Annotated in this window: 15 protein-coding genes and 2 pseudogenes; 7 read left to right on the top strand and 10 right to left on the bottom strand. The window is 65.1% G+C overall.

Annotation, left to right across the window (positions count from 1 at the left end):
* The first annotated feature begins 362 nt into the window (after positions 1-362).
* Positions 363-722, top strand: coding sequence for a VanZ family protein (locus ACSQ76_RS04565; protein WP_437155628.1), 360 nt, complete (start codon positions 363-365; stop codon positions 720-722).
* Here the strand turns inward: ACSQ76_RS04565 and ACSQ76_RS04560 are convergent.
* Positions 719-1,470, bottom strand: a pseudogene (locus ACSQ76_RS04560) (class I SAM-dependent methyltransferase). The gene ACSQ76_RS04565 and the pseudogene ACSQ76_RS04560 sit on opposite strands and share 4 nt — an antisense overlap.
* A 64-nt stretch (positions 1,471-1,534) precedes the next feature.
* Between ACSQ76_RS04560 and gloB the strand changes: the two are divergent.
* From gloB to ACSQ76_RS04545, 3 genes are all read left to right on the top strand, one after another.
* Positions 1,535-2,302 carry a hydroxyacylglutathione hydrolase gene (gene gloB, locus ACSQ76_RS04555; protein ID WP_437155627.1) on the top strand — a complete coding sequence of 256 codons (768 nt, stop codon included), beginning with the start codon at positions 1,535-1,537 and terminating at the stop codon, positions 2,300-2,302.
* A 189-nt stretch (positions 2,303-2,491) separates the two neighbouring features.
* Complete coding sequence (gene clpA, locus ACSQ76_RS04550; protein ID WP_306128222.1) at positions 2,492-4,825, top strand: ATP-dependent Clp protease ATP-binding subunit ClpA; 2,334 nt, start codon at positions 2,492-2,494, stop codon at positions 4,823-4,825.
* A gap of 90 nt (positions 4,826-4,915) precedes the next feature.
* The gene (locus ACSQ76_RS04545) at positions 4,916-5,899 is read left to right on the top strand and encodes a M23 family metallopeptidase (RefSeq protein ID WP_437155626.1); all 984 of its coding nucleotides are present in this window, start codon (positions 4,916-4,918) and stop codon (positions 5,897-5,899) included.
* Between the two features lie 70 nt (positions 5,900-5,969).
* On the opposite strand, the gene ACSQ76_RS04540 is transcribed toward ACSQ76_RS04545, so the two are convergent.
* The 3 genes from ACSQ76_RS04540 to ACSQ76_RS04530 form a co-directional block, all read right to left on the bottom strand.
* Entirely contained in the window at positions 5,970-8,084 is a 2,115-nt protein-coding gene (locus tag ACSQ76_RS04540) for a peptidoglycan -binding protein (protein WP_437155625.1), read from the bottom strand.
* Between the two features lie 3 nt (positions 8,085-8,087).
* On the bottom strand, positions 8,088-9,311 hold the full coding sequence (locus ACSQ76_RS04535; RefSeq protein ID WP_306128225.1) for a biopolymer transporter ExbB: 1,224 nt from the start codon (positions 9,309-9,311) through the stop codon (positions 8,088-8,090).
* A gap of 105 nt (positions 9,312-9,416) precedes the next feature.
* The gene (locus tag ACSQ76_RS04530) at positions 9,417-9,947 is read right to left on the bottom strand and encodes a gamma-glutamylcyclotransferase (RefSeq protein WP_306128226.1); all 531 of its coding nucleotides are present in this window, start codon (positions 9,945-9,947) and stop codon (positions 9,417-9,419) included.
* Positions 9,948-10,029: 82 nt separating this feature from the next.
* Here ACSQ76_RS04530 and ACSQ76_RS04525 point away from each other — a divergent pair, with 82 nt between their 5' ends.
* From ACSQ76_RS04525 to ACSQ76_RS04515, 3 genes are all read left to right on the top strand, one after another.
* Complete coding sequence (locus tag ACSQ76_RS04525; protein WP_437155624.1) at positions 10,030-11,034, top strand: DUF2125 domain-containing protein; 1,005 nt, start codon at positions 10,030-10,032, stop codon at positions 11,032-11,034.
* 252 nt (positions 11,035-11,286) lie between these two features.
* Entirely contained in the window at positions 11,287-12,162 is an 876-nt protein-coding gene (locus ACSQ76_RS04520; protein ID WP_437155623.1) for a hypothetical protein, read from the top strand.
* 243 nt (positions 12,163-12,405) lie between these two features.
* Entirely contained in the window at positions 12,406-12,675 is a 270-nt protein-coding gene (locus tag ACSQ76_RS04515; RefSeq protein WP_437155622.1) for a hypothetical protein, read from the top strand.
* Between the two features lie 34 nt (positions 12,676-12,709).
* Here the strand turns inward: ACSQ76_RS04515 and trpB are convergent, their stop codons facing one another.
* From trpB to ihfB, 6 genes and pseudogenes are all read right to left on the bottom strand, one after another.
* Complete coding sequence (trpB, locus tag ACSQ76_RS04510) at positions 12,710-13,939, bottom strand: tryptophan synthase subunit beta (protein WP_437155621.1); 1,230 nt, start codon at positions 13,937-13,939, stop codon at positions 12,710-12,712.
* A 109-nt stretch (positions 13,940-14,048) separates the two neighbouring features.
* Positions 14,049-14,672 carry a class I SAM-dependent DNA methyltransferase gene (locus ACSQ76_RS04505; protein WP_437155620.1) on the bottom strand — a complete coding sequence of 208 codons (624 nt, stop codon included), beginning with the start codon at positions 14,670-14,672 and terminating at the stop codon, positions 14,049-14,051.
* Between the two features lie 43 nt (positions 14,673-14,715).
* Positions 14,716-15,165 carry a GNAT family N-acetyltransferase gene (locus ACSQ76_RS04500; RefSeq protein WP_437155619.1) on the bottom strand — a complete coding sequence of 150 codons (450 nt, stop codon included), beginning with the start codon at positions 15,163-15,165 and terminating at the stop codon, positions 14,716-14,718.
* Positions 15,162-15,809 carry a phosphoribosylanthranilate isomerase gene (locus ACSQ76_RS04495; protein ID WP_437155618.1) on the bottom strand — a complete coding sequence of 216 codons (648 nt, stop codon included), beginning with the start codon at positions 15,807-15,809 and terminating at the stop codon, positions 15,162-15,164. The genes ACSQ76_RS04500 and ACSQ76_RS04495 overlap by 4 nt, the downstream gene beginning before the upstream one ends.
* An 11-nt stretch (positions 15,810-15,820) precedes the next feature.
* Positions 15,821-16,172: pseudogene (locus ACSQ76_RS04490) on the bottom strand (lipopolysaccharide assembly protein LapA domain-containing protein).
* On the bottom strand, positions 16,172-16,456 hold the full coding sequence (gene ihfB / locus ACSQ76_RS04485; RefSeq protein ID WP_057792171.1) for an integration host factor subunit beta: 285 nt from the start codon (positions 16,454-16,456) through the stop codon (positions 16,172-16,174). The pseudogene ACSQ76_RS04490 and the gene ihfB overlap by 1 nt, the downstream one beginning before the upstream one ends.
* Between the last annotated feature and the right edge of the window lie 423 nt (positions 16,457-16,879).

Here is a 16,879-nt window from a genome sequence, read left to right as displayed (position 1 = left end):
AAGGCCGTCTTTACCAGGGTGGTTAGAGACGATGAAACTCGCGAGACATCGATTTTCGTGGGCGGTTTAGCAGACCGTTCCGAACCTCGCAAGCTAGCAGAAAGGAGTTGTATGCCGGTGGATACCATTGTTTTTCAAAGGCTTACCCCGGATGCGACCGAATGCGCATTTTTATTGCGACAAAAATCGTAACTTTTCGTCGCTTTTTTGCGATTCCTTCGTGAACGGCGTGCCGAAAACTCCGGCAAGACTGGCCCTCGCAGGGCGCGCGTCGCGTTACCGCTATCACGCGCCAAGCGTGTTCTTCCGGCCTCGAAACACGCCGATTGCACGCCGGCCGGTCTGGTCCTAAGGAGCCTGCGATGACCCGTCCCGCCTCTTCCCTTGTCCGGTACGCCCGCGCCCTGACCCTCCTTCTGGCGGTCGGCATCCTCGTGGTCATGCTCTGGCCGCACGACGCGGCGCCGGTACCGTTCACGCTGATCGACAAGGTGTTGCACTTTCTGGCCTTCGCGGCCCTGATCCTGCCCATGGCCTGCACCGAGCCGCGCCGCGCCCTGCGTCTCGCCCCCGCCTGCATCGCCTTCGGCGCGGCGATCGAGATCATCCAGCCCGCCTTCGGGCGCGGCGCCGAGTGGCTGGATCTTCTCGCCGATGCGCTCGGCGTCGGGCTGGGACTTTGCGCGGGAATGCTGGTGCGCGCGGTCTTGCGGCGTAGCTAGACCGGCTTGGCCTGCGGATCCGGCTTTGGCCGCAGAACGCCCAGCGGGCTGCGCACCGTGTCGCGGATGGCCGAGCCGCGATCGGTGGGCGCGTGCACCCGCTTGGTGGCCTGCACGATCAGCACGCCGCCTTTCAGCACCACCGACAGCTTGCCGCCCATGTTCTCCCACATGCCCGCCGTCTTGCGCCAGAATTTGCGGTGCGACGGCGGCTGGTAGAGCGCGGTCACGTGCCGCTCGGGCAGGAAATTGCGGGTTTTCAGCTGCGACTCCAGCTGGCTCTGGCTGTAAGGGCGCCCGAACCCGAATGGCGTGCGGTCGCTGCGCGACCACAGCCCCGCCCGGTTCGGCACCACGAACAGCGCCGAGCCCCCCGGCCCCAGCACCCGCCAGCACTCCTCCAGCAATTCGCCGGGCCGCTCGCATGTCTCCAGCCCATGCACCAGCATCAGCTTGTCGACACGCCCCGTCTCCAGCGGCCACAGGGTTTCTTCGCACAGAACGCTGATATTGGGTTTGTCCGACGGCCAGCGGATCACCCCTGCGGCGCCGGCATCAGCGCGATCACCCGGCGGCTGTCCTTCAGGTAGGGCCGAAGGAACGGCACGGCAAAGCCGTAGCCCGCCACCGTCTGACCCTTCGCCTCGGGCCAAAGCGCCCTGATTTCGGCGCCCACGGTTTTCTGCACCGCGCGCCCCAGCGGGTTGCGGTAATAGAAATTCCTCAGGTCCTGCACGTCCAGATGCATTGCAGCCCGCGCCTCGATCCGTCACTCTCGGGGCAAACATAACCACGAATTCAAGGATCGACCAATGACATTGCAGATCGAAACCGTCCCGTGCCTTTCGGACAACTACGCCTTTCTCGCCCACGACCCTGAGAGCGGCGAGACCGCCGTGGTGGACGTTCCCGAGGCCGCGCCGATCCTCAAGGCTTTGGCAGACAAGGGCTGGAACGCCACGCATGTGCTCATCACCCACCATCACGCCGACCACGTGCAGGGCCTGGATGAGCTTCTGGCCAAGCATGACGCAAAGGTCGTGGGCCACGCCGCCGACGCCTCCCGCCTGCCAAAGCTCGATATCGCGCTTCAGGACGGCGACACCATCAACATCGGCTCGGACACGGGCACCGTCATGGACGTCTCGGGCCACACCATCGGACACATCGCCTTTCACTTTCCGGACAGCAAGGTGGCCTTCACCGCCGACAGCCTGATGGCCCTGGGTTGTGGCCGCGTCTTCGAGGGCACCATGCCCCAGATGTGGGACAGCCTGTCTAAACTCGCCGCCCTGCCGCCCGACACGACCATCTGCTCCGGCCATGAATACACCGCCGCCAACGGCCGTTTTGCGGTCACTATTGATCCCGACAATCCGGCGCTTATATCAAGGGTCAAGGCGGTCGAAGCCGCCCGCGATCAAGGGAAACCGACCGTTCCCTCGACCCTGTCCGAAGAATTGGCCACCAACCCGTTCCTGCGTGCCACCGATCCCGCCGTGCAGGCGAATCTTGGCATGACGGGCGCCGACGCCGCCGACGTGTTCGCCGAAATCCGCACCCGGAAGGACAATTTCTAGGCACGCCCGGCTGGGCTTGCCAAATTGTCACGGGGACGGCCTGCAAAAGCGGCTTTTGTAAGATCGGACAGGGAAAAGTGAACGGGTTTTGGAAAAAAGTCCTTGAAGGCTGGCCTGTATCGACCAAACTTTAATCATATAAGGCGAAGGTCGCGGGACCGGCCCTAGCCCAAGCAGAGGGAGCACACCGTGCCGTCATTCTCTAACACGCTGGAACAGGCAATCCACGCTGCACTGGCCCTGGCCAATGCGCGCCAACACGAATTCGCCACGCTGGAACATCTCCTGCTGGCCCTGATCGACGAACCCGACGCCGCCCGCGTGATGAAGGCATGCAGCGTCGAAACCGAAGACCTGCGCACCACGCTGGTGGAATTCATCGACGATGACCTGTCCAATCTCGTCACCGACATCGAAGGCTCCGAGGCGGTGCCCACCGCCGCCTTCCAGCGCGTGATCCAGCGCGCCGCCATCCACGTGCAGTCCTCGGGCCGCACCGAGGTGACGGGCGCCAACGTGCTCGTCGCCATCTTCGCCGAGCGCGAGTCGAACGCCGCCTACTTCCTGCAGGAGCAGGACATGACCCGTTACGACGCGGTCAACTTCATCGCCCATGGCGTGGCCAAGGACCCGGCCTTTGGCGAATCCCGGCCCGTGCAGGGTGTGGGCGAGGAAGAGGCCGAACAGACCAAGTCCTCGTCCGAGGGCGAGCAGGTTGAGAACGGCGAATCCGCCCTGGCCAAGTACTGCGTCGACCTCAACGAGAAATCCCGGCGGGGCGACGTCGATCCCCTGATCGGTCGCGACAGCGAGGTCGAGCGCTGCATCCAGGTGCTCTGCCGCCGGCGCAAGAACAACCCGCTCCTGGTGGGCGATCCCGGCGTCGGCAAGACCGCCATCGCCGAAGGCCTCGCGCACAAGATCGTGGGCGGCCAAACGCCCAAGGTCCTGTCGAAAACGACCATCTTCTCTCTCGACATGGGCGCGCTGCTGGCCGGCACGCGCTATCGCGGCGATTTCGAGGAACGGCTCAAGGCCGTCGTGACCGAGCTCGAGGAACATCCCGACGCGGTGCTCTTCATCGACGAGATTCACACCGTGATCGGAGCCGGCGCCACCTCGGGCGGCGCGATGGACGCCTCCAACCTGCTGAAGCCCGCGCTTCAGGGCGGCAAGCTGCGCTGCATGGGCTCCACCACGTTCAAGGAGTTCCGCCAGCATTTCGAAAAGGACCGCGCCCTTTCCCGCCGGTTCCAGAAAATCGACGTGGTCGAGCCCACGGTCGATGACGCGATCAAGATCCTCAAGGGCCTCAAGCCCTATTTCGAGGAGCATCACAGCGTGAAATACACCGCCGAGGCCATCCGTACTGCGGTGGACCTTTCGGCGCGCTACATCAACGACCGCAAGCTGCCCGACAAGGCCATCGACGTGATCGACGAGGCCGGCGCCGCACAGCATCTCGTGGCCGCCTCCAAGCGGCGCAAGTCCATCGGTCCCAAGGAGATCGAGAATGTCGTGGCCAAGATCGCCCGCATTCCTCCGAAAAACGTCTCCAAGGACGATGCCGAGGTGCTTAAGGATCTCGAAGGCTCGCTCAAGCGGGTCGTCTTCGGCCAGGACACCGCGATCGAGGCTCTGTCGGCAGCAATCAAGCTGGCCCGTGCCGGCCTGCGCGAGCCCGAAAAACCCATCGGCAACTACCTCTTCGCCGGCCCCACCGGCGTCGGCAAGACCGAGGTGGCGAAACAGCTTGCCGATACGCTGGGCGTGGAACTGCTGCGCTTCGACATGTCCGAGTACATGGAGAAACACGCGGTCTCCCGCCTGATCGGCGCGCCTCCGGGCTATGTCGGCTTTGACCAGGGCGGCCTGCTGACCGACGGCGTCGATCAGCATCCGCATTGCGTGCTCCTGCTCGACGAGATCGAAAAGGCGCATCCGGACGTGTTCAACATCCTTCTGCAGGTGATGGACCACGGCAACCTGACCGACCATAACGGCCGCACTGTGAACTTCCGCAACGTGGTCCTGATCATGACCTCGAACGCCGGCGCCACCGAGCTTGCCAAGGCCGCCATCGGCTTTGGCCGCGACCGCCGCGAGGGCGAGGACACGGCCGCCATTGAACGCACCTTCACGCCGGAATTCCGCAACCGGCTGGACGCGGTCATCTCCTTCGGCCCGCTGCCGAAAGAGGTCATCCTGCAAGTGGTCGAAAAGTTCGTGCTGCAACTCGAAGCCCAGCTGATGGACCGCAACGTGACCATCGAGCTGACCAAGCCCGCCGCCGAATGGTTGGCCGACAGGGGCTACGACGACAAGATGGGCGCGCGCCCCCTGGGCCGCGTGATCCAGGAACACATCAAGAAGCCGCTGGCCGAGGAGTTGCTCTTTGGCAAGCTCGCCAAGGGCGGCGTCGTCAAGGTCGGGGTCAAGGACGGCCAGATCGATTTGCGCATCGAGGGCCCGGAACATCCGCGCCTGTCGGGAAAAAAGCCGCCTCTTCTCACGGCAGAGTGACACGGGCGCAGGCTTTGCGGTAAGCTATGACACGGGCGGCATCTCATGCCGCCCGTTTTAGCGTCCGCCCCCAGCTTTCGAGGTTTCCCCTTGCCGACCGTCGATCATGCCGCACTGACCGCCGCCCTCATTCTGCTGGCCACTCCCGCCATGGCAGAGCCGCCGACCCTCGCGCTGCCCATCGACTGCGCCCTGGGCCAAAGCTGCTATATCGAGGATTACGTCGACCTTGACCCCGGCCAGGGACAATTCGATTTCATGTGCGGCCTCAAAAGCCGAGATGACCATCGCGGCACCGACTTTCACCTGATGTCATTCGAGGCGATGGAGACGGGCGTTAACGTGCTCGCCGCCGCGCCTGGCCGCGTCGCGGCCACCCGCGACGGGATGGAGGACATCGCATTCACCCCGGAAACCAGCGACCGTGTGGCAGGGCAGGAATGCGGGAACGGCGCGCGCATCGACCATGGCGATGGCTGGCAGACCCTCTATTGCCACCTCAAGAAAGGCTCGATCGTCGTACAGGAAGGCCAACAGGTCGAGACCGGAACGCCCCTGGGCGAGATCGGCCTGAGCGGCATGACCAACGCACCGCATCTGCACCTGACCGTTCTGAAGGATGGCGAGGTCATCGATCCCTTCCTGCCCGAGGCCGAACCCGGCACCTGCGGCACCGCCACCGGCCCGGGACTGTGGGAAACCGCCCTGCCCTATCACCGCGCGGGGCTCTTCACCGCCGCCTTTTCCACCGCCGTACCCGCGTTCGACGACGTGAAATCCGGCGATGCCCGCGTGACCGAGACCACCTTCGACACGCCTTTGGTGCTATACGGTTACGTCTTCTATGCCCAGCCCGGCGACACCATGCGCATCACCGCCTCGGGCCCCGAGGGCGAGATCTTCTATCATTCCGAGACGCTCGAGGCGCCGCAGGCGCAGCTCTTCCGCGCCTATGGCCGCCGTGCGCCCGAAGGCGGCTGGCCCCCCGGCGCCTATCGCGGCTACGTGACTTTGGAACGGGACGGCCAGGTGCTGGCCAACCGCCACGCCGACATCATCGTGCTGGCAGAATAGCGAGACGCCCCAAAGGCAGCCGGTCGGCAGCAACCCCGCCACGCCCGCCGGGTATCGCGCACCCGCCCGCCTATTTCTCCGTCAGCTTCAGCTCGATGCGCCGGTTCTGCGCCCGCGCCTCGGGCGTGTCGGCGGGATTGATCGGCTGGTACTGCCCGAACCCGTTGGCCGACAACCGTTCCGGCGGCAGACCAAGGAAATCGACAAGGTAACGCACCACGGACAGGGCCCGCTGCTGGCTTAGCTCCCAGTTATCCTCGAACTGCGCCCCCGCGCGCACCGGCACGTTGTCGGTATGCCCGTCCACCTGGATTACCCAGTCGATATCGTCGGGTATATTCTCGGCCACCGTGCGTAGGATGTCGGCCACCTTGGCCAGTTCTCCTTCGCCCGCGTCCGATAGCCGCGCTTCACCTTGCGCGAACAGCACCTCGGACGAGAACACGAAGCGGTCGCCCACGATCCGAACGCCTTCCTGCTCTTCCAGCAACTGTCGCAACCGGCCAAAGAACTCCGACCGGAACTTCTCCAGGTCCGCACGCTCCGCTTCCAGCCGCTTGCGCTCGGCTTCCTCCAGCTCGCGCCGCCGCCGTTCCTCGGCCGCCACCCGCGCCAGCGCGGTGTTCAGCTCGTTGCCCAGGGATTGCAGCTGCACCTCCGTCGCCGCCTCGCGGGCCTTGGCATCGTCCAGAAGCGCCTGCAACTGCCCCAGCTGTTCGCGCAGCGCCCGCACCTGCTGGTTCAAGAGCGCCTCTTCCTGCTGCGCCTCGTCCGCCAGCGCGCGCTGCCGGTCCAGCTCGGCCTGCACCTGCCCCAGCATCGCCGCGCGCTGCTCGGCTTCCGTCAGCCGCGCCTCGGCCTCCTCTTCGGCGGCCAGCTTCGCGGCCAGGGCGGCGGCCAGCTGTGCGCGCACATCCTCCGCCGACATGGCCTCGGCCGTGGCCGCTTCGTTCGCCGCCATCAACGACGCGATCCGCTTGTCCCGGGCCTGCACATCCGCCTCAAGCGCCTCGATCTGCCGCCGCAAATCCGCGATCAGGTCGGCATTCTCGACCGCCTCGTTCTCGACGGCGGTCTTCGCGGCCAGCGCCTCGGCCAGCCGTTCCTCCAGGCTCGCCGCCGTTTCCGCCACCTGCCCGCTGTCTTCCTGCAATGCGGCCAGTTCCGCCTCGGTCTCGCTCAGGCGAACCTGCAATTCTTCCGCCCGCACCGCCTCGGTCTCCACGTCGGCCAGCGCCTGCGCCAGTTCCGCCTCCAGCGCGCTCAGTTCCGAGCGGCGCACCTCGCGCCCGCTCTCGGCCTCTTCCAGCGCTGCCTCGGCCTCCTGCCGCGCCATCAGCGCCGCCGCCAGCCGCACGTCGAGGTCCTCCTGGGCGTCCTCCGCCGCGGCCAGCATGGCCAGCGTCTCCTCGGCGCGCCGGCGCTGTTCCTCCAGCGCCAGCGTCATCGCGGTCAGTTCCGCATCGGCATCTTCCAACCGGTCGCGCAGCGCCTCCGCTGCCGCCGCCTCGGCCAGCCGCGCCTTCTCCTCGTCCGACAAATGCGCCTGCAAATCCTCGACCTGCGCCGTCAGTTCCGCCTGCGCCGCCGCGTCCTCCTCGGCCTCGCTGCGCAGATCGGCAATCATCGCCTCCAGCGCATCGGCCTGCGCCGCCGCCAGCCGCGCCGCTTCTTCCTGTGCATCGATCTCGTCGCGCAGCCCCGCCAGCGCCAGTTGCAACTGCTCCTGCTCGCTCAGCAATTCCTCGCGCTGGCCTTCGAGGTCGGCAATCGTCCCAAGATTCTCGTCGCGCTGCGCCAGCAGCCCCGCCACCTGTTCCTCGAAACTGGCGATCCGCGCCTCCGCCTCGGCGATCTGAGATTCCTGCGCCGCGATCAGCGCCGCCTGCTGCTCCTGCCGCTCGCGCGCATCGCCCAGCGTCGCGGTCAGCGCGCCCACCCGTTCGGTCAGCGTGGCGTTGCGGTCCTGTTCCAGCCCCAGCGCCCGGCTCAATGCGGCCACCTCGTTCGACAACTCGTCCAGCCGGCTTTCCTGTCCGCTGATCGTCTCGCGCAGCACGAACTGCACCACCATGAAGATGGTCAGCACGAACATCAGCACCAAGAGAAGGCCCGTCATCGCATCCACGAACCCGGGCCAGATCGAGGCCTGGAACCGTGCGCCGGTGCGCCGTGACAGGGCCATCGCCTAGCTCCCCTGCTCCCGCTCGGGCCGGCGCAACGCCCGCAGCGAGGTATCGCCCCGCCCGTGGCTGGACGCCAGCTGCCCGATCGCCCGCGACAGCGCGTTCAGATCGGTGCGCAGCTCGCTCATGCTTTCCTGCCGCCCGGCGCTGATCTCCTCAAGGATGCGCAGCATCTGCACGTCGATCGACCGCAGCCGCATCCTGCTTTCCGCGTCGATCCCGCCACTCTCGCCCTCGTGGCTCGCCATCTGCCGGATCAGCTCTTCCTGCCCGTCCGCCACGCGCGTCAGCGCGTCGTGCAAGGGCGCGGTGTCGGTCAGCCGCTCGGTCAGCTTTTCCATCGAGTCGGCCAGCAGGCCCAGCTTTTCGTCCACCATCGCGCGGCTCACATCGGATTGCGTCAGCATCAGCTGCAGGCTCTCCATCTGCTCGCCCATGTGATCGACGACGCTCGCCATAACCCCGGCCTCGCTACCGGTCTCTCCGTCGCCCGAGGCAAGGCCCACGCGCGTGATCGTTGACATCCACTCTTCCAGCTCGCGGTAGAACCGGTTCTGCCCGTGTCCCGCGAACAGCTCCAAAAGGCCCACCACCAGCGACCCGGCCAGGCCCAGAAGCGAGCTGGCAAAGGCCACGCCCATGCCGCCCAGCTGGGATTCCAGCCCGGTCATCAGGCGGTTGAATACGTCCACGCCTTCCTCGCCCTCCTGCGGGGCCAGGCTGCGGATCGTGTCCACCACCGCCGGCACCGTCGTGGCCAGGCCATAGAACGTCCCCAGAAGTCCGAGGAAAATCAACATGCTGGTGATGTAACGCGTGATTTCCCGCGCCTCGTCGATCCGCTGCGCCACCGAGTCCAGGATCGACCGGGCCGAGCCCGAGGCGATCTTCATCCGCTTGCCGCGCTGTTTCAGCAAGGTCGCCAAAGGCGCCAGCAGTTGCGGCGCCTTGATCTCTTCGCTGCCGGGTCGTTCACCCACGAACCCCTCGATCCAGCGCACCGAGCCGATCAGCTGGTACATCTGCCAGAAACAGGCCACCACGCCGATGACAAAGACGAACAGGATGAACCCGTTCAGATACGGGTTCGCCTGGAACACCGGCAACACCCGCGGCAACGCAAAGAACGCGCCAAGCCCCGTCAGGGCCAGCACGATCAGCATCAGCGTGATCTGCCTTACGGGGTGTGAAAAGTTCGGCTCGACCTCACGGTCCGGCTGGTCCATCTGGACGGCTCCCGGCGCGGTTATTGTTTGGCGACACCCTACGCGTTAACCACTGTGAAGCCAAGGTTTTAAAGCGTTTCCGCCGCGTCCGCTCCGTGCGCCCGCTCAAATCCCGATCCCCTTCACCCGACGCACCAGCCAGTCCAGTTCGGGGTCGTGGATGCCCAGCTCCTCCAGGTGCGCGACGGTCTGGAAAAGATACTCGTGGTTCGGCCCCCGGCCGCCATGGGCGCGCGCGATGATCCGCGCCTGTTCCTCCAGGTCCAGCCCGCCGCAATACTGCACGTGATCGGCGTCGATGACATAGGTCAGCGCCCGCACCTGCCGCCCGTCGCGCAGCATGATGTCCAGCTCTTTTTCCAGATAGGCCGCCGACACCAGTTCCCGCTCGCGCAGGTAGGCCAGCACCTTGTCCTCCTCGTCCTCGTGCACCGCCAGCGCGACACCCCGGCAGAGCGCATCGGGGCTTTCGTCCAGCGCCAGCACAAGGCCGGGATTCTCCTCGGTGCCGCGATGATGGATCGAGCGCATGCAGAAACTGCGGTGATAGCCCGGCAGGGCCGCCAGCACCCGCTGAACGGGGGTAAAGCCGGGGTTCCAAACCAGCGACCCATAGCCGAACACCCACATCGTCATTTTTCGCTCCTTGCGCTTTCCCCTGCCCCCTAATCACTTTAGATACCACTCGGCAAGGGCTCGAAAGAAGGCGGGTAGGCAGATGCGCGGCATGTTGATCCTGATCGTGGTGGCGGCCCTGGCGTGGTCCGTCTATTGGGCCGTGGGCTCCACCGGCGCCACCAAGGCGTTCGAGGCGTGGTTCGAGGGCCGCCGCGCCGATGGCTGGGTCGCGGATTATTCCGACCTGTCGACACAGGGCTTTCCTAACCGCTTCGACACCACCTTCACCGACGTCAGCCTCGCCGACCCCGACACCGGCCTGGCGTGGGAAGCGCCGTTCTTCCAGGTCTTCGCGCTCAGCTACAAGCCCAATCACATCATCGCCGTCTGGCCAGACGTGCAGCTTATCGCCACGCCCGAGGCCAAGTACGATGTCACCAGTACCGACATGCGCGCCAGCCTCGTCACCCGCGCCGCGCCCGGCCTGCCGCTCGAGCGCCTGACCCTCACCGCCGAGGATCTCGCGGTCCAGCCCGTCACCACCGTACAGCCGACCACCGCCGACAGCCTGCGGCTCGCCGCCGAACGCACCACCGCCTCCGACAGCAGCTATCGCCTCGGCCTCACAGCCGACGGCTTCGCGCCCGCCCTCGACTGGCGGGTCAAGGTCGATCCCGGCGATACCCTGCCCGATACGCTCGAGGCGTTGTCTCTGGACATGACCGTGAATTTCGACAAGCCTTGGGACCTCTCGGCGATCGAAGAGGCCCGTCCCCAGCCCCGCCGCATCGACCTCAAGCTGGCCGAGGCCCGCTGGGGCCGGCTGGAACTGCAGGCCGCGGGCGAGGTCACGGTCGACGCGGCCGGCATCCCCACCGGCGAGATCACCGTCAAGGCCCGCAACTGGCGCGACATCCTGCGCCTTGCCGTGGACAGCGGCGCGCTGCCGCAGGGCCTTGCCGGCACGCTCGAGGATGGATTGGCGCTGGTGTCGCAGATGGCCGGCAACCCCAGGACGCTCGACATTCCGCTGGGTCTGCGCGACGGCCGCGTGCTCTTGGGCCCCGTTCCGCTCGGCCCGGCGCCGGTCCTGCGCCTTCGCTAGGCTTCAAGGTTTGTTGCAAGACTCCGGAGCCCCGACAGTCCGGAGCCCCGAAAACACCCTTGGGGATGTCCGGGAAAATGCTCACAAGGGCCCGCCGTCGCCGGGGCGCAGCGAACCCGTTCAGGCACATCATCTCGACCGTGCAAGGAACTCATACCGTCACGACACGTTTTTCCCCCGGGACGCCAATATCGGAGGAGTGACACAACATCCGTCCTCCCGACCGTTTGAATAAACGAAAGGAGACACAAGATGAAAACCCTGACGACAACAATGTTGACATCCGCCGCGCTTGCCACGGCGGCCCCCGCACTGGCTCAACAGAGCGATGCGGAAACCGACATGCCCGCCTTCTGCGAAACCGCCTTCATGCCGGCCGACCAGAACAAGGACGGCTTCATGAGCGAGCAGGAGATCAACGAGGCACGCGATGCCGAATTCGCCGCCCTCGACCTCAACAAGGACGGCTCCGTGGACCGTGAAGAAATGGTCAACTGCATCGGCAACGCGCAGGACAAGCAGCAGGCCGCGATGGACACGTCGCAGACTGACGGCGACTCGCGTGATTGGGCCGAACTCGACACCGGCGGCCAATCGGAAATGTCTGTCGAGGAATGGCAGAACATGACCAACAAGATCTGGAAAAGCGACGACTCCGACATGAAATCGGCCGTCTCTGAAGACACGGACGATGCAGAGCGCTTTGCCAAAACCGCCGTCGATCGGTTCCAGATGTACGACGGAAACGGCGACGGGGTCATCACCCAGGCAGAATACGAGGGTGAAGTCGACAAGGACTGGAGCCAGAAGGCGATGGAAAAACGTTTCGACGCCATGGACTCCGATGATTCCGGCGCACTGTCGCCCGCAGAGTATCGCGGTGCCGGCACAACCGCACTGGACATGAACGCCGACACGTCGGACAGCAAAAACATGAGCAGCGACAGTGCCGATGCGTCCGATAGCACGGACATGAGCAGCGACAGCGCCGATGCGGCCGATAGCATGGACAGCAGCAGCGACAGCGCCGATGCGTCCGATACCAGCGACACGACCGCAACCGAGACGCAGAGCGCAAGCGACGCGAACACCATTCCCGTCGTGGTCTACTACTACTCGCTCGTGTAAGCTGACGCGCATCTAGGATCAGCAAGACCTCGAAAAGAGAGCGCCGGACCTCGCCGTCCGGCGCTCTTTCTGTTGCGCGGCGTCGTGTGCGCGCAGAGTCGTGTGATTCGGGAACGGCAATCTCCCGCCGGGGGCCATGCGACATCGTTGGCGCCGACTTGCTCTGCACCCGCGCGGGTCTAGTTCAAGTTTATTAAGACGCGCCCACCGGCGCGCCAGTACCAGTAGGCGTAGGAGGTTCGCATGTGGCGAATTATTACGTTTTGCTCCACCGCTATCGTGCTTTCCGCGGCGGCCATGGCCGACGACACGGTTACTGACGACAACCGCTCGGTCACATCAGACATGCCGCAACTCAACGCCGCCGGCTTTCTCTTCGACGACGCACTTACCGAAGACGGCAATACGGACAGCGACGAAGAGGACGATAGCGACGACGGCGATAGCGACGAAGACCGCAAGACGTCAGACGAAGACCCTGCAGAGGATGAAGACGAAGAGGACGACCGCTGATCACCCTCTCGCCTGATCCGGACACGCAGCGACGTCAGTCGCCCTCGCCCATCTCGAACCCGAGGTGCCGCGCGACGGTAAAGATGTCCTTGTCGCCCCGCCCGCACATGTTCATGCACAGGATGTGATCCTTGGGCAGGTCCGGCGCGATCTTCATCACATGGGCCAGCGCGTGGCACGGCTCCAGCGCCGGGATGATCCCCTCCGCTTCGCAGCACAGCTTGAACGCGTCCAGCGCTTCCTTGTCGGTGATCGACACGTATTTCGCGCGCCCGATCTCGTGCAACCAGGAATGCTCGGGCCCGATGCCCGGATAATCGAGGCCCGCGGAAATCGAATACCCTTCCAGGATCTGCCCGTCATCGTCCTGCAGCAGGTAGGTCCGGTTGCCATGCAGGACGCCGGGGCGGCCGCCGGTCAGCGACGCGCAATGTTCCATCTTCTCGTTCACGCCCTTGCCACCGGCCTCGACGCCGATGATGTTCACGTCCTTGTCGTCGAGGAACGGATAAAACAGCCCCATCGCGTTCGACCCGCCGCCGATGGCCGCGATGATCGTGTCGGGCAGGCGGCCCTCGGCCTCCTGCATCTGTTCGCGGGCTTCCTTGCCGATGATCGACTGGAAATCGCGCACCATCGCAGGATAGGGATGCGGCCCGGCCACCGTGCCGATGCAGTAGAACGTGTCACGCACGTTGGTGACCCAGTCGCGCAGCGCGTCATTCATCGCGTCCTTCAGCGTGCCGCGCCCGCTGGTCACCGGGATCACCTCGGCGCCCAAGAGCTTCATGCGGAATACGTTGGGCCGCTGACGCTCGACGTCATGCGCGCCCATGTAGACCACGCATTTCAGTCCGAACTTGGCACAGACCGTCGCCGTCGCCACACCATGCTGGCCCGCGCCTGTCTCGGCGATGATGCGGGTCTTGCCCATGCGCCGCGCCAGCAGGATCTGCCCCAGCACGTTGTTGATCTTGTGTGCGCCGGTGTGGTTCAACTCGTCGCGCTTCATATAGATCTTCGCCCCGCCCAGTCGCTCGGTCAGCCCTTCGGCAAGGTAAAGCGGGCTTGGCCGGCCGACATAATGCTTCCACAGGAAATGCATCTCGTCCCAGAAACTCTGGTCGGTCTTGGCGTTCTCGTACTGCTCTTCCAGTTCCAGGATCAGCGGCATCAGCGTCTCGGACACGAAGCGTCCGCCGAATTCTCCGAAACGCCCCTTTTCGTCGGGGCCGGTCATGAAGGAGTTGAAGAGATCGTTCATGGTCATCATCCCTGTTTGCTAGAGCCTCAATAGGCCACGGGCCCGCCGGTTTCCAGAGCAATCCACTGCGACGAAGCGCCAGAATATTCGTACGAATATTCTCGGGCGCTCACCTCACCCGCACGACATAGCCGGTGCTCAGCAACTCCGGCTCGGCCAACAAGAAAGGCCGGAAGGGTGGCGTGGTATGGATCACCTCCCACGCACCGGACGCGGCCAGCTTGTCCAGAACCGGCGGAAATCCCTGCTCTTCCCAAGTCGCGTCCAAGAGGTTGAACACCCCGATACCGCCGGGCCGCGTCACCCGCGCCAGGTGTTCCAGAGTGGCAGGCGGCGCATGGCCCGGCCCGAACGCCCCGACACAGACAAACCCTGCAAAGGCACCGTCGTCAAACGGCAACCCGACGCCGGTATCGGCCTCTTCCAGCCGCTCGTAGGCCCCGGTCTGCTGGGCAAATTTCAGCATGTCCGGCGACAGATCGCAGCCCACGATCCGGCCATATCCCATCAGCCGCAGCGTCTCGCCGACCAGCCCGGTGCCACAGCACGCGTCCAGCACCGGCGCATCCGCGTCCCCCAGGTACCGCCCCAGCAGGCCGGCCCCCAGCGCGGGTAGTCGAAACCCCTTGCTCAGGCAGTCCGCGTCATAGGAGGTCGACCACTTGTCATAGATCGCCTTCGATTCGTCCGGGCTCTTCGCCCCGTAAACGTCGTCCAGATCCTGCGTATCCATTGGCACCTCCTTTGCCCCAGCTTGGGCAAAGTGGCGCGATGCGTCAATCGAGTGCCAGCTTGAAACCGGTATGCGACGCGACAAAGCCGATGCGCTCGTAGAACCGCCTGGCATCTTCCCGGTCCACGTTCATCGTCAGCTGCACCAGCGAGCAGCCCGCCGCCCTCGCCCGCGCCTTGACGTCGTCGAACATCGCCTCGCCCACACCTTGCCCGCGCAGGTGCCCCGCCACGCGCACGCTCTCGACCTGCGCCCTTCGCGCGGCGCGCAACGACAGACCGCTGATAAAGGTGATCTGGTAGGTGGCGACAATCCGGCCCGCGGCATCCTCGCCCACGACAAGATGGTTGCTGCCCTCGTCCTGCATCCGCGCAAAAGCCGCCTCGTAAAGCGCCGGATCGGCCCCTTCACGCCCCTGCCCCAGCATGTCATCTGTCAGCAGTTCCACCACGCCGGCCACATCCGCCGCTACCGCCTCACGAAACCGGATCATGCGCGCGCCGCGTCGGCAAAGGCTTGCATCTTGCCATGGTCCTTGACCCCCGGCGCACTTTCCAGCGCAGAAGACAGGTCAAGCTGCCGCGCCCCGGTCACCCGGATCGCCTCGGCCACGTTTTTCACCGTCAGCCCACCGGCCAGCATCCAGGGAACGTTCCAGTCACGCCCCGCAATCAGGCTCCAGTCGAAACTCTCCGCATTGCCTCCGGGCCGCGTCGCGTTTTTCGGCGGCTTGGCATCCAGCAGGATCTGGTCCGCCACCGCCGCGTACCGCTCGATCGCCTCGAGGTCGCCCGCCTCGCGCACCCCCACCGCCTTCATCACCGGCAGGCCATAGCGGGCCTTGATCCCGGCCACCCGCTCGGGGCTTTCCTGTCCATGCAATTGCAACATGTCCAGCGGCACGACGCCCGTCAGCTCGTCCAGCAAGGCGTCGTCCGCATCCACCACCAGCGCCACCTTGGCCACGCCCGGCGGCACCGCCAGCGCCATCTCTCGCGCCAGTTCCGGCGTCACGTAGCGCGGCGATTTCGGGAAAAACACGAACCCCACATAGGCCGCCCCCGCCGCCGCCACCGCGGCAGGGATGTCCTCGGGCCGGGTCAGCCCACACATCTTTATACGAATGTCCTGCGCCATGACGCGGTCGGTTAGCTGGCCTCGTCCAGAAGCGCAAGAACCTCGTCCTTGTCCTTGTGCCTCTCGCCTTTCAGTCGCCGCACCTCGGCGCGCAGCGCCGCCATTTCCCCGCGCCTGCCGCGCCGCCGCCGCACGCTCCTTGGCCTCGCGGATCCACTCCCAGATGAAACCGATCACCAGGCCCGCCAGGATCCCGCCGAACATCACGATGAACAGCGGAAGTTCATAGGACGGATTCACCGCCGCCATGCCGCCCAATTCCCCGGGCAGTATCCGGACTTCGACAAACTGCCGGTTGGCCAGCGCGATCAGGATAAGCGCCAGTCCGAAGATGGCGATCGAAAGGTAGCGGATATATCGCATCAGGATTTCCCGTTCAGCCGTTCACGCAACAGCTTGCCGGCCTTGAAGAACGGCACATGCTTTTCCTCGACCTGCACCGATTCTCCGGTGCGCGGGTTGCGGCCGGTGCGCGCATCCCGTTTCTTGACCGAGAACGCCCCGAAGCCGCGCAACTCGACCCGGTTGCCTTCGGCCATGGCATTGGTGATTTCGTTGAAAATGGTGTTCACTATGCGCTCGACGTCGCGCTGGTAAAGGTGTGGGTTCTCGTCGGCGATCTTCTGTATTAGTTCCGACCTGATCATCGGTTCCCCCCTGCGTTGTTCTTTGGTCGAGCAGCGTAGCGACTTTAACGACTATAGATAGAAAAAGCGCAATTAGAAACTGCAACCTACCGGATAAACTGGAAAATTCTGGGGGTAAACCCGCAGGACTTTGCCCATATCGCGGACTTTTCTGTCCTGATGCAGGGCAGCGCGCCGCGCCGTCAGGGCGAGTTCAGGCTGCGGAACGTCTGATTCGGGACCCGTGCGGCAGGGTCTCCGCCCGGCACCGATGAGCCGGACCGAATGGCCCGCTGCCGGGTCGCGACGAGGGCTGTCGCGGCGTGAATTTGCAGGCGACATCACTCCGGTTTCGCTGATCGCGCCACCGGCACAGGCGCTGACATCCAATGTAAAAGGCCCCGCGCAATTGGCGGGGCCTTTCAAATCCGCAAACCGTCGTCG

The sequence above is a fragment of the Roseovarius sp. B08 genome, assembly GCF_051417955.1.
In the GTDB taxonomy this organism is placed as follows: domain Bacteria; phylum Pseudomonadota; class Alphaproteobacteria; order Rhodobacterales; family Rhodobacteraceae; genus Roseovarius.
The sequence above is the reverse complement of the archived record's forward strand: the minus strand, read 5'-3'. Positions and strand labels throughout refer to the sequence as shown.

What these genes read in the sequence shown, in the direction of transcription:
- ihfB (WP_057792171.1), bottom strand. Translation starts at nt 16,456, where the DNA reads ATGATCAGGTCGGAACTAATACAGAAGATCGCCGACGAGAACCCACAC.
- gloB (WP_437155627.1), top strand. Translation starts at nt 1,535, where the DNA reads ATGACATTGCAGATCGAAACCGTCCCGTGCCTTTCGGACAACTACGCC.
- ACSQ76_RS04565 (WP_437155628.1), top strand. Translation starts at nt 363, where the DNA reads ATGACCCGTCCCGCCTCTTCCCTTGTCCGGTACGCCCGCGCCCTGACC.
- ACSQ76_RS04530 (WP_306128226.1), bottom strand. Translation starts at nt 9,947, where the DNA reads ATGACGATGTGGGTGTTCGGCTATGGGTCGCTGGTTTGGAACCCCGGC.
- ACSQ76_RS04520 (WP_437155623.1), top strand. Translation starts at nt 11,287, where the DNA reads ATGAAAACCCTGACGACAACAATGTTGACATCCGCCGCGCTTGCCACG.
- ACSQ76_RS04535 (WP_306128225.1), bottom strand. Translation starts at nt 9,311, where the DNA reads ATGGACCAGCCGGACCGTGAGGTCGAGCCGAACTTTTCACACCCCGTA.
- ACSQ76_RS04495 (WP_437155618.1), bottom strand. Translation starts at nt 15,809, where the DNA reads ATGGCGCAGGACATTCGTATAAAGATGTGTGGGCTGACCCGGCCCGAG.
- ACSQ76_RS04505 (WP_437155620.1), bottom strand. Translation starts at nt 14,672, where the DNA reads ATGGATACGCAGGATCTGGACGACGTTTACGGGGCGAAGAGCCCGGAC.
- ACSQ76_RS04540 (WP_437155625.1), bottom strand. Translation starts at nt 8,084, where the DNA reads ATGGCCCTGTCACGGCGCACCGGCGCACGGTTCCAGGCCTCGATCTGG.
- ACSQ76_RS04515 (WP_437155622.1), top strand. Translation starts at nt 12,406, where the DNA reads ATGTGGCGAATTATTACGTTTTGCTCCACCGCTATCGTGCTTTCCGCG.
- trpB (WP_437155621.1), bottom strand. Translation starts at nt 13,939, where the DNA reads ATGAACGATCTCTTCAACTCCTTCATGACCGGCCCCGACGAAAAGGGG.
- ACSQ76_RS04500 (WP_437155619.1), bottom strand. Translation starts at nt 15,165, where the DNA reads ATGATCCGGTTTCGTGAGGCGGTAGCGGCGGATGTGGCCGGCGTGGTG.
- ACSQ76_RS04525 (WP_437155624.1), top strand. Translation starts at nt 10,030, where the DNA reads ATGCGCGGCATGTTGATCCTGATCGTGGTGGCGGCCCTGGCGTGGTCC.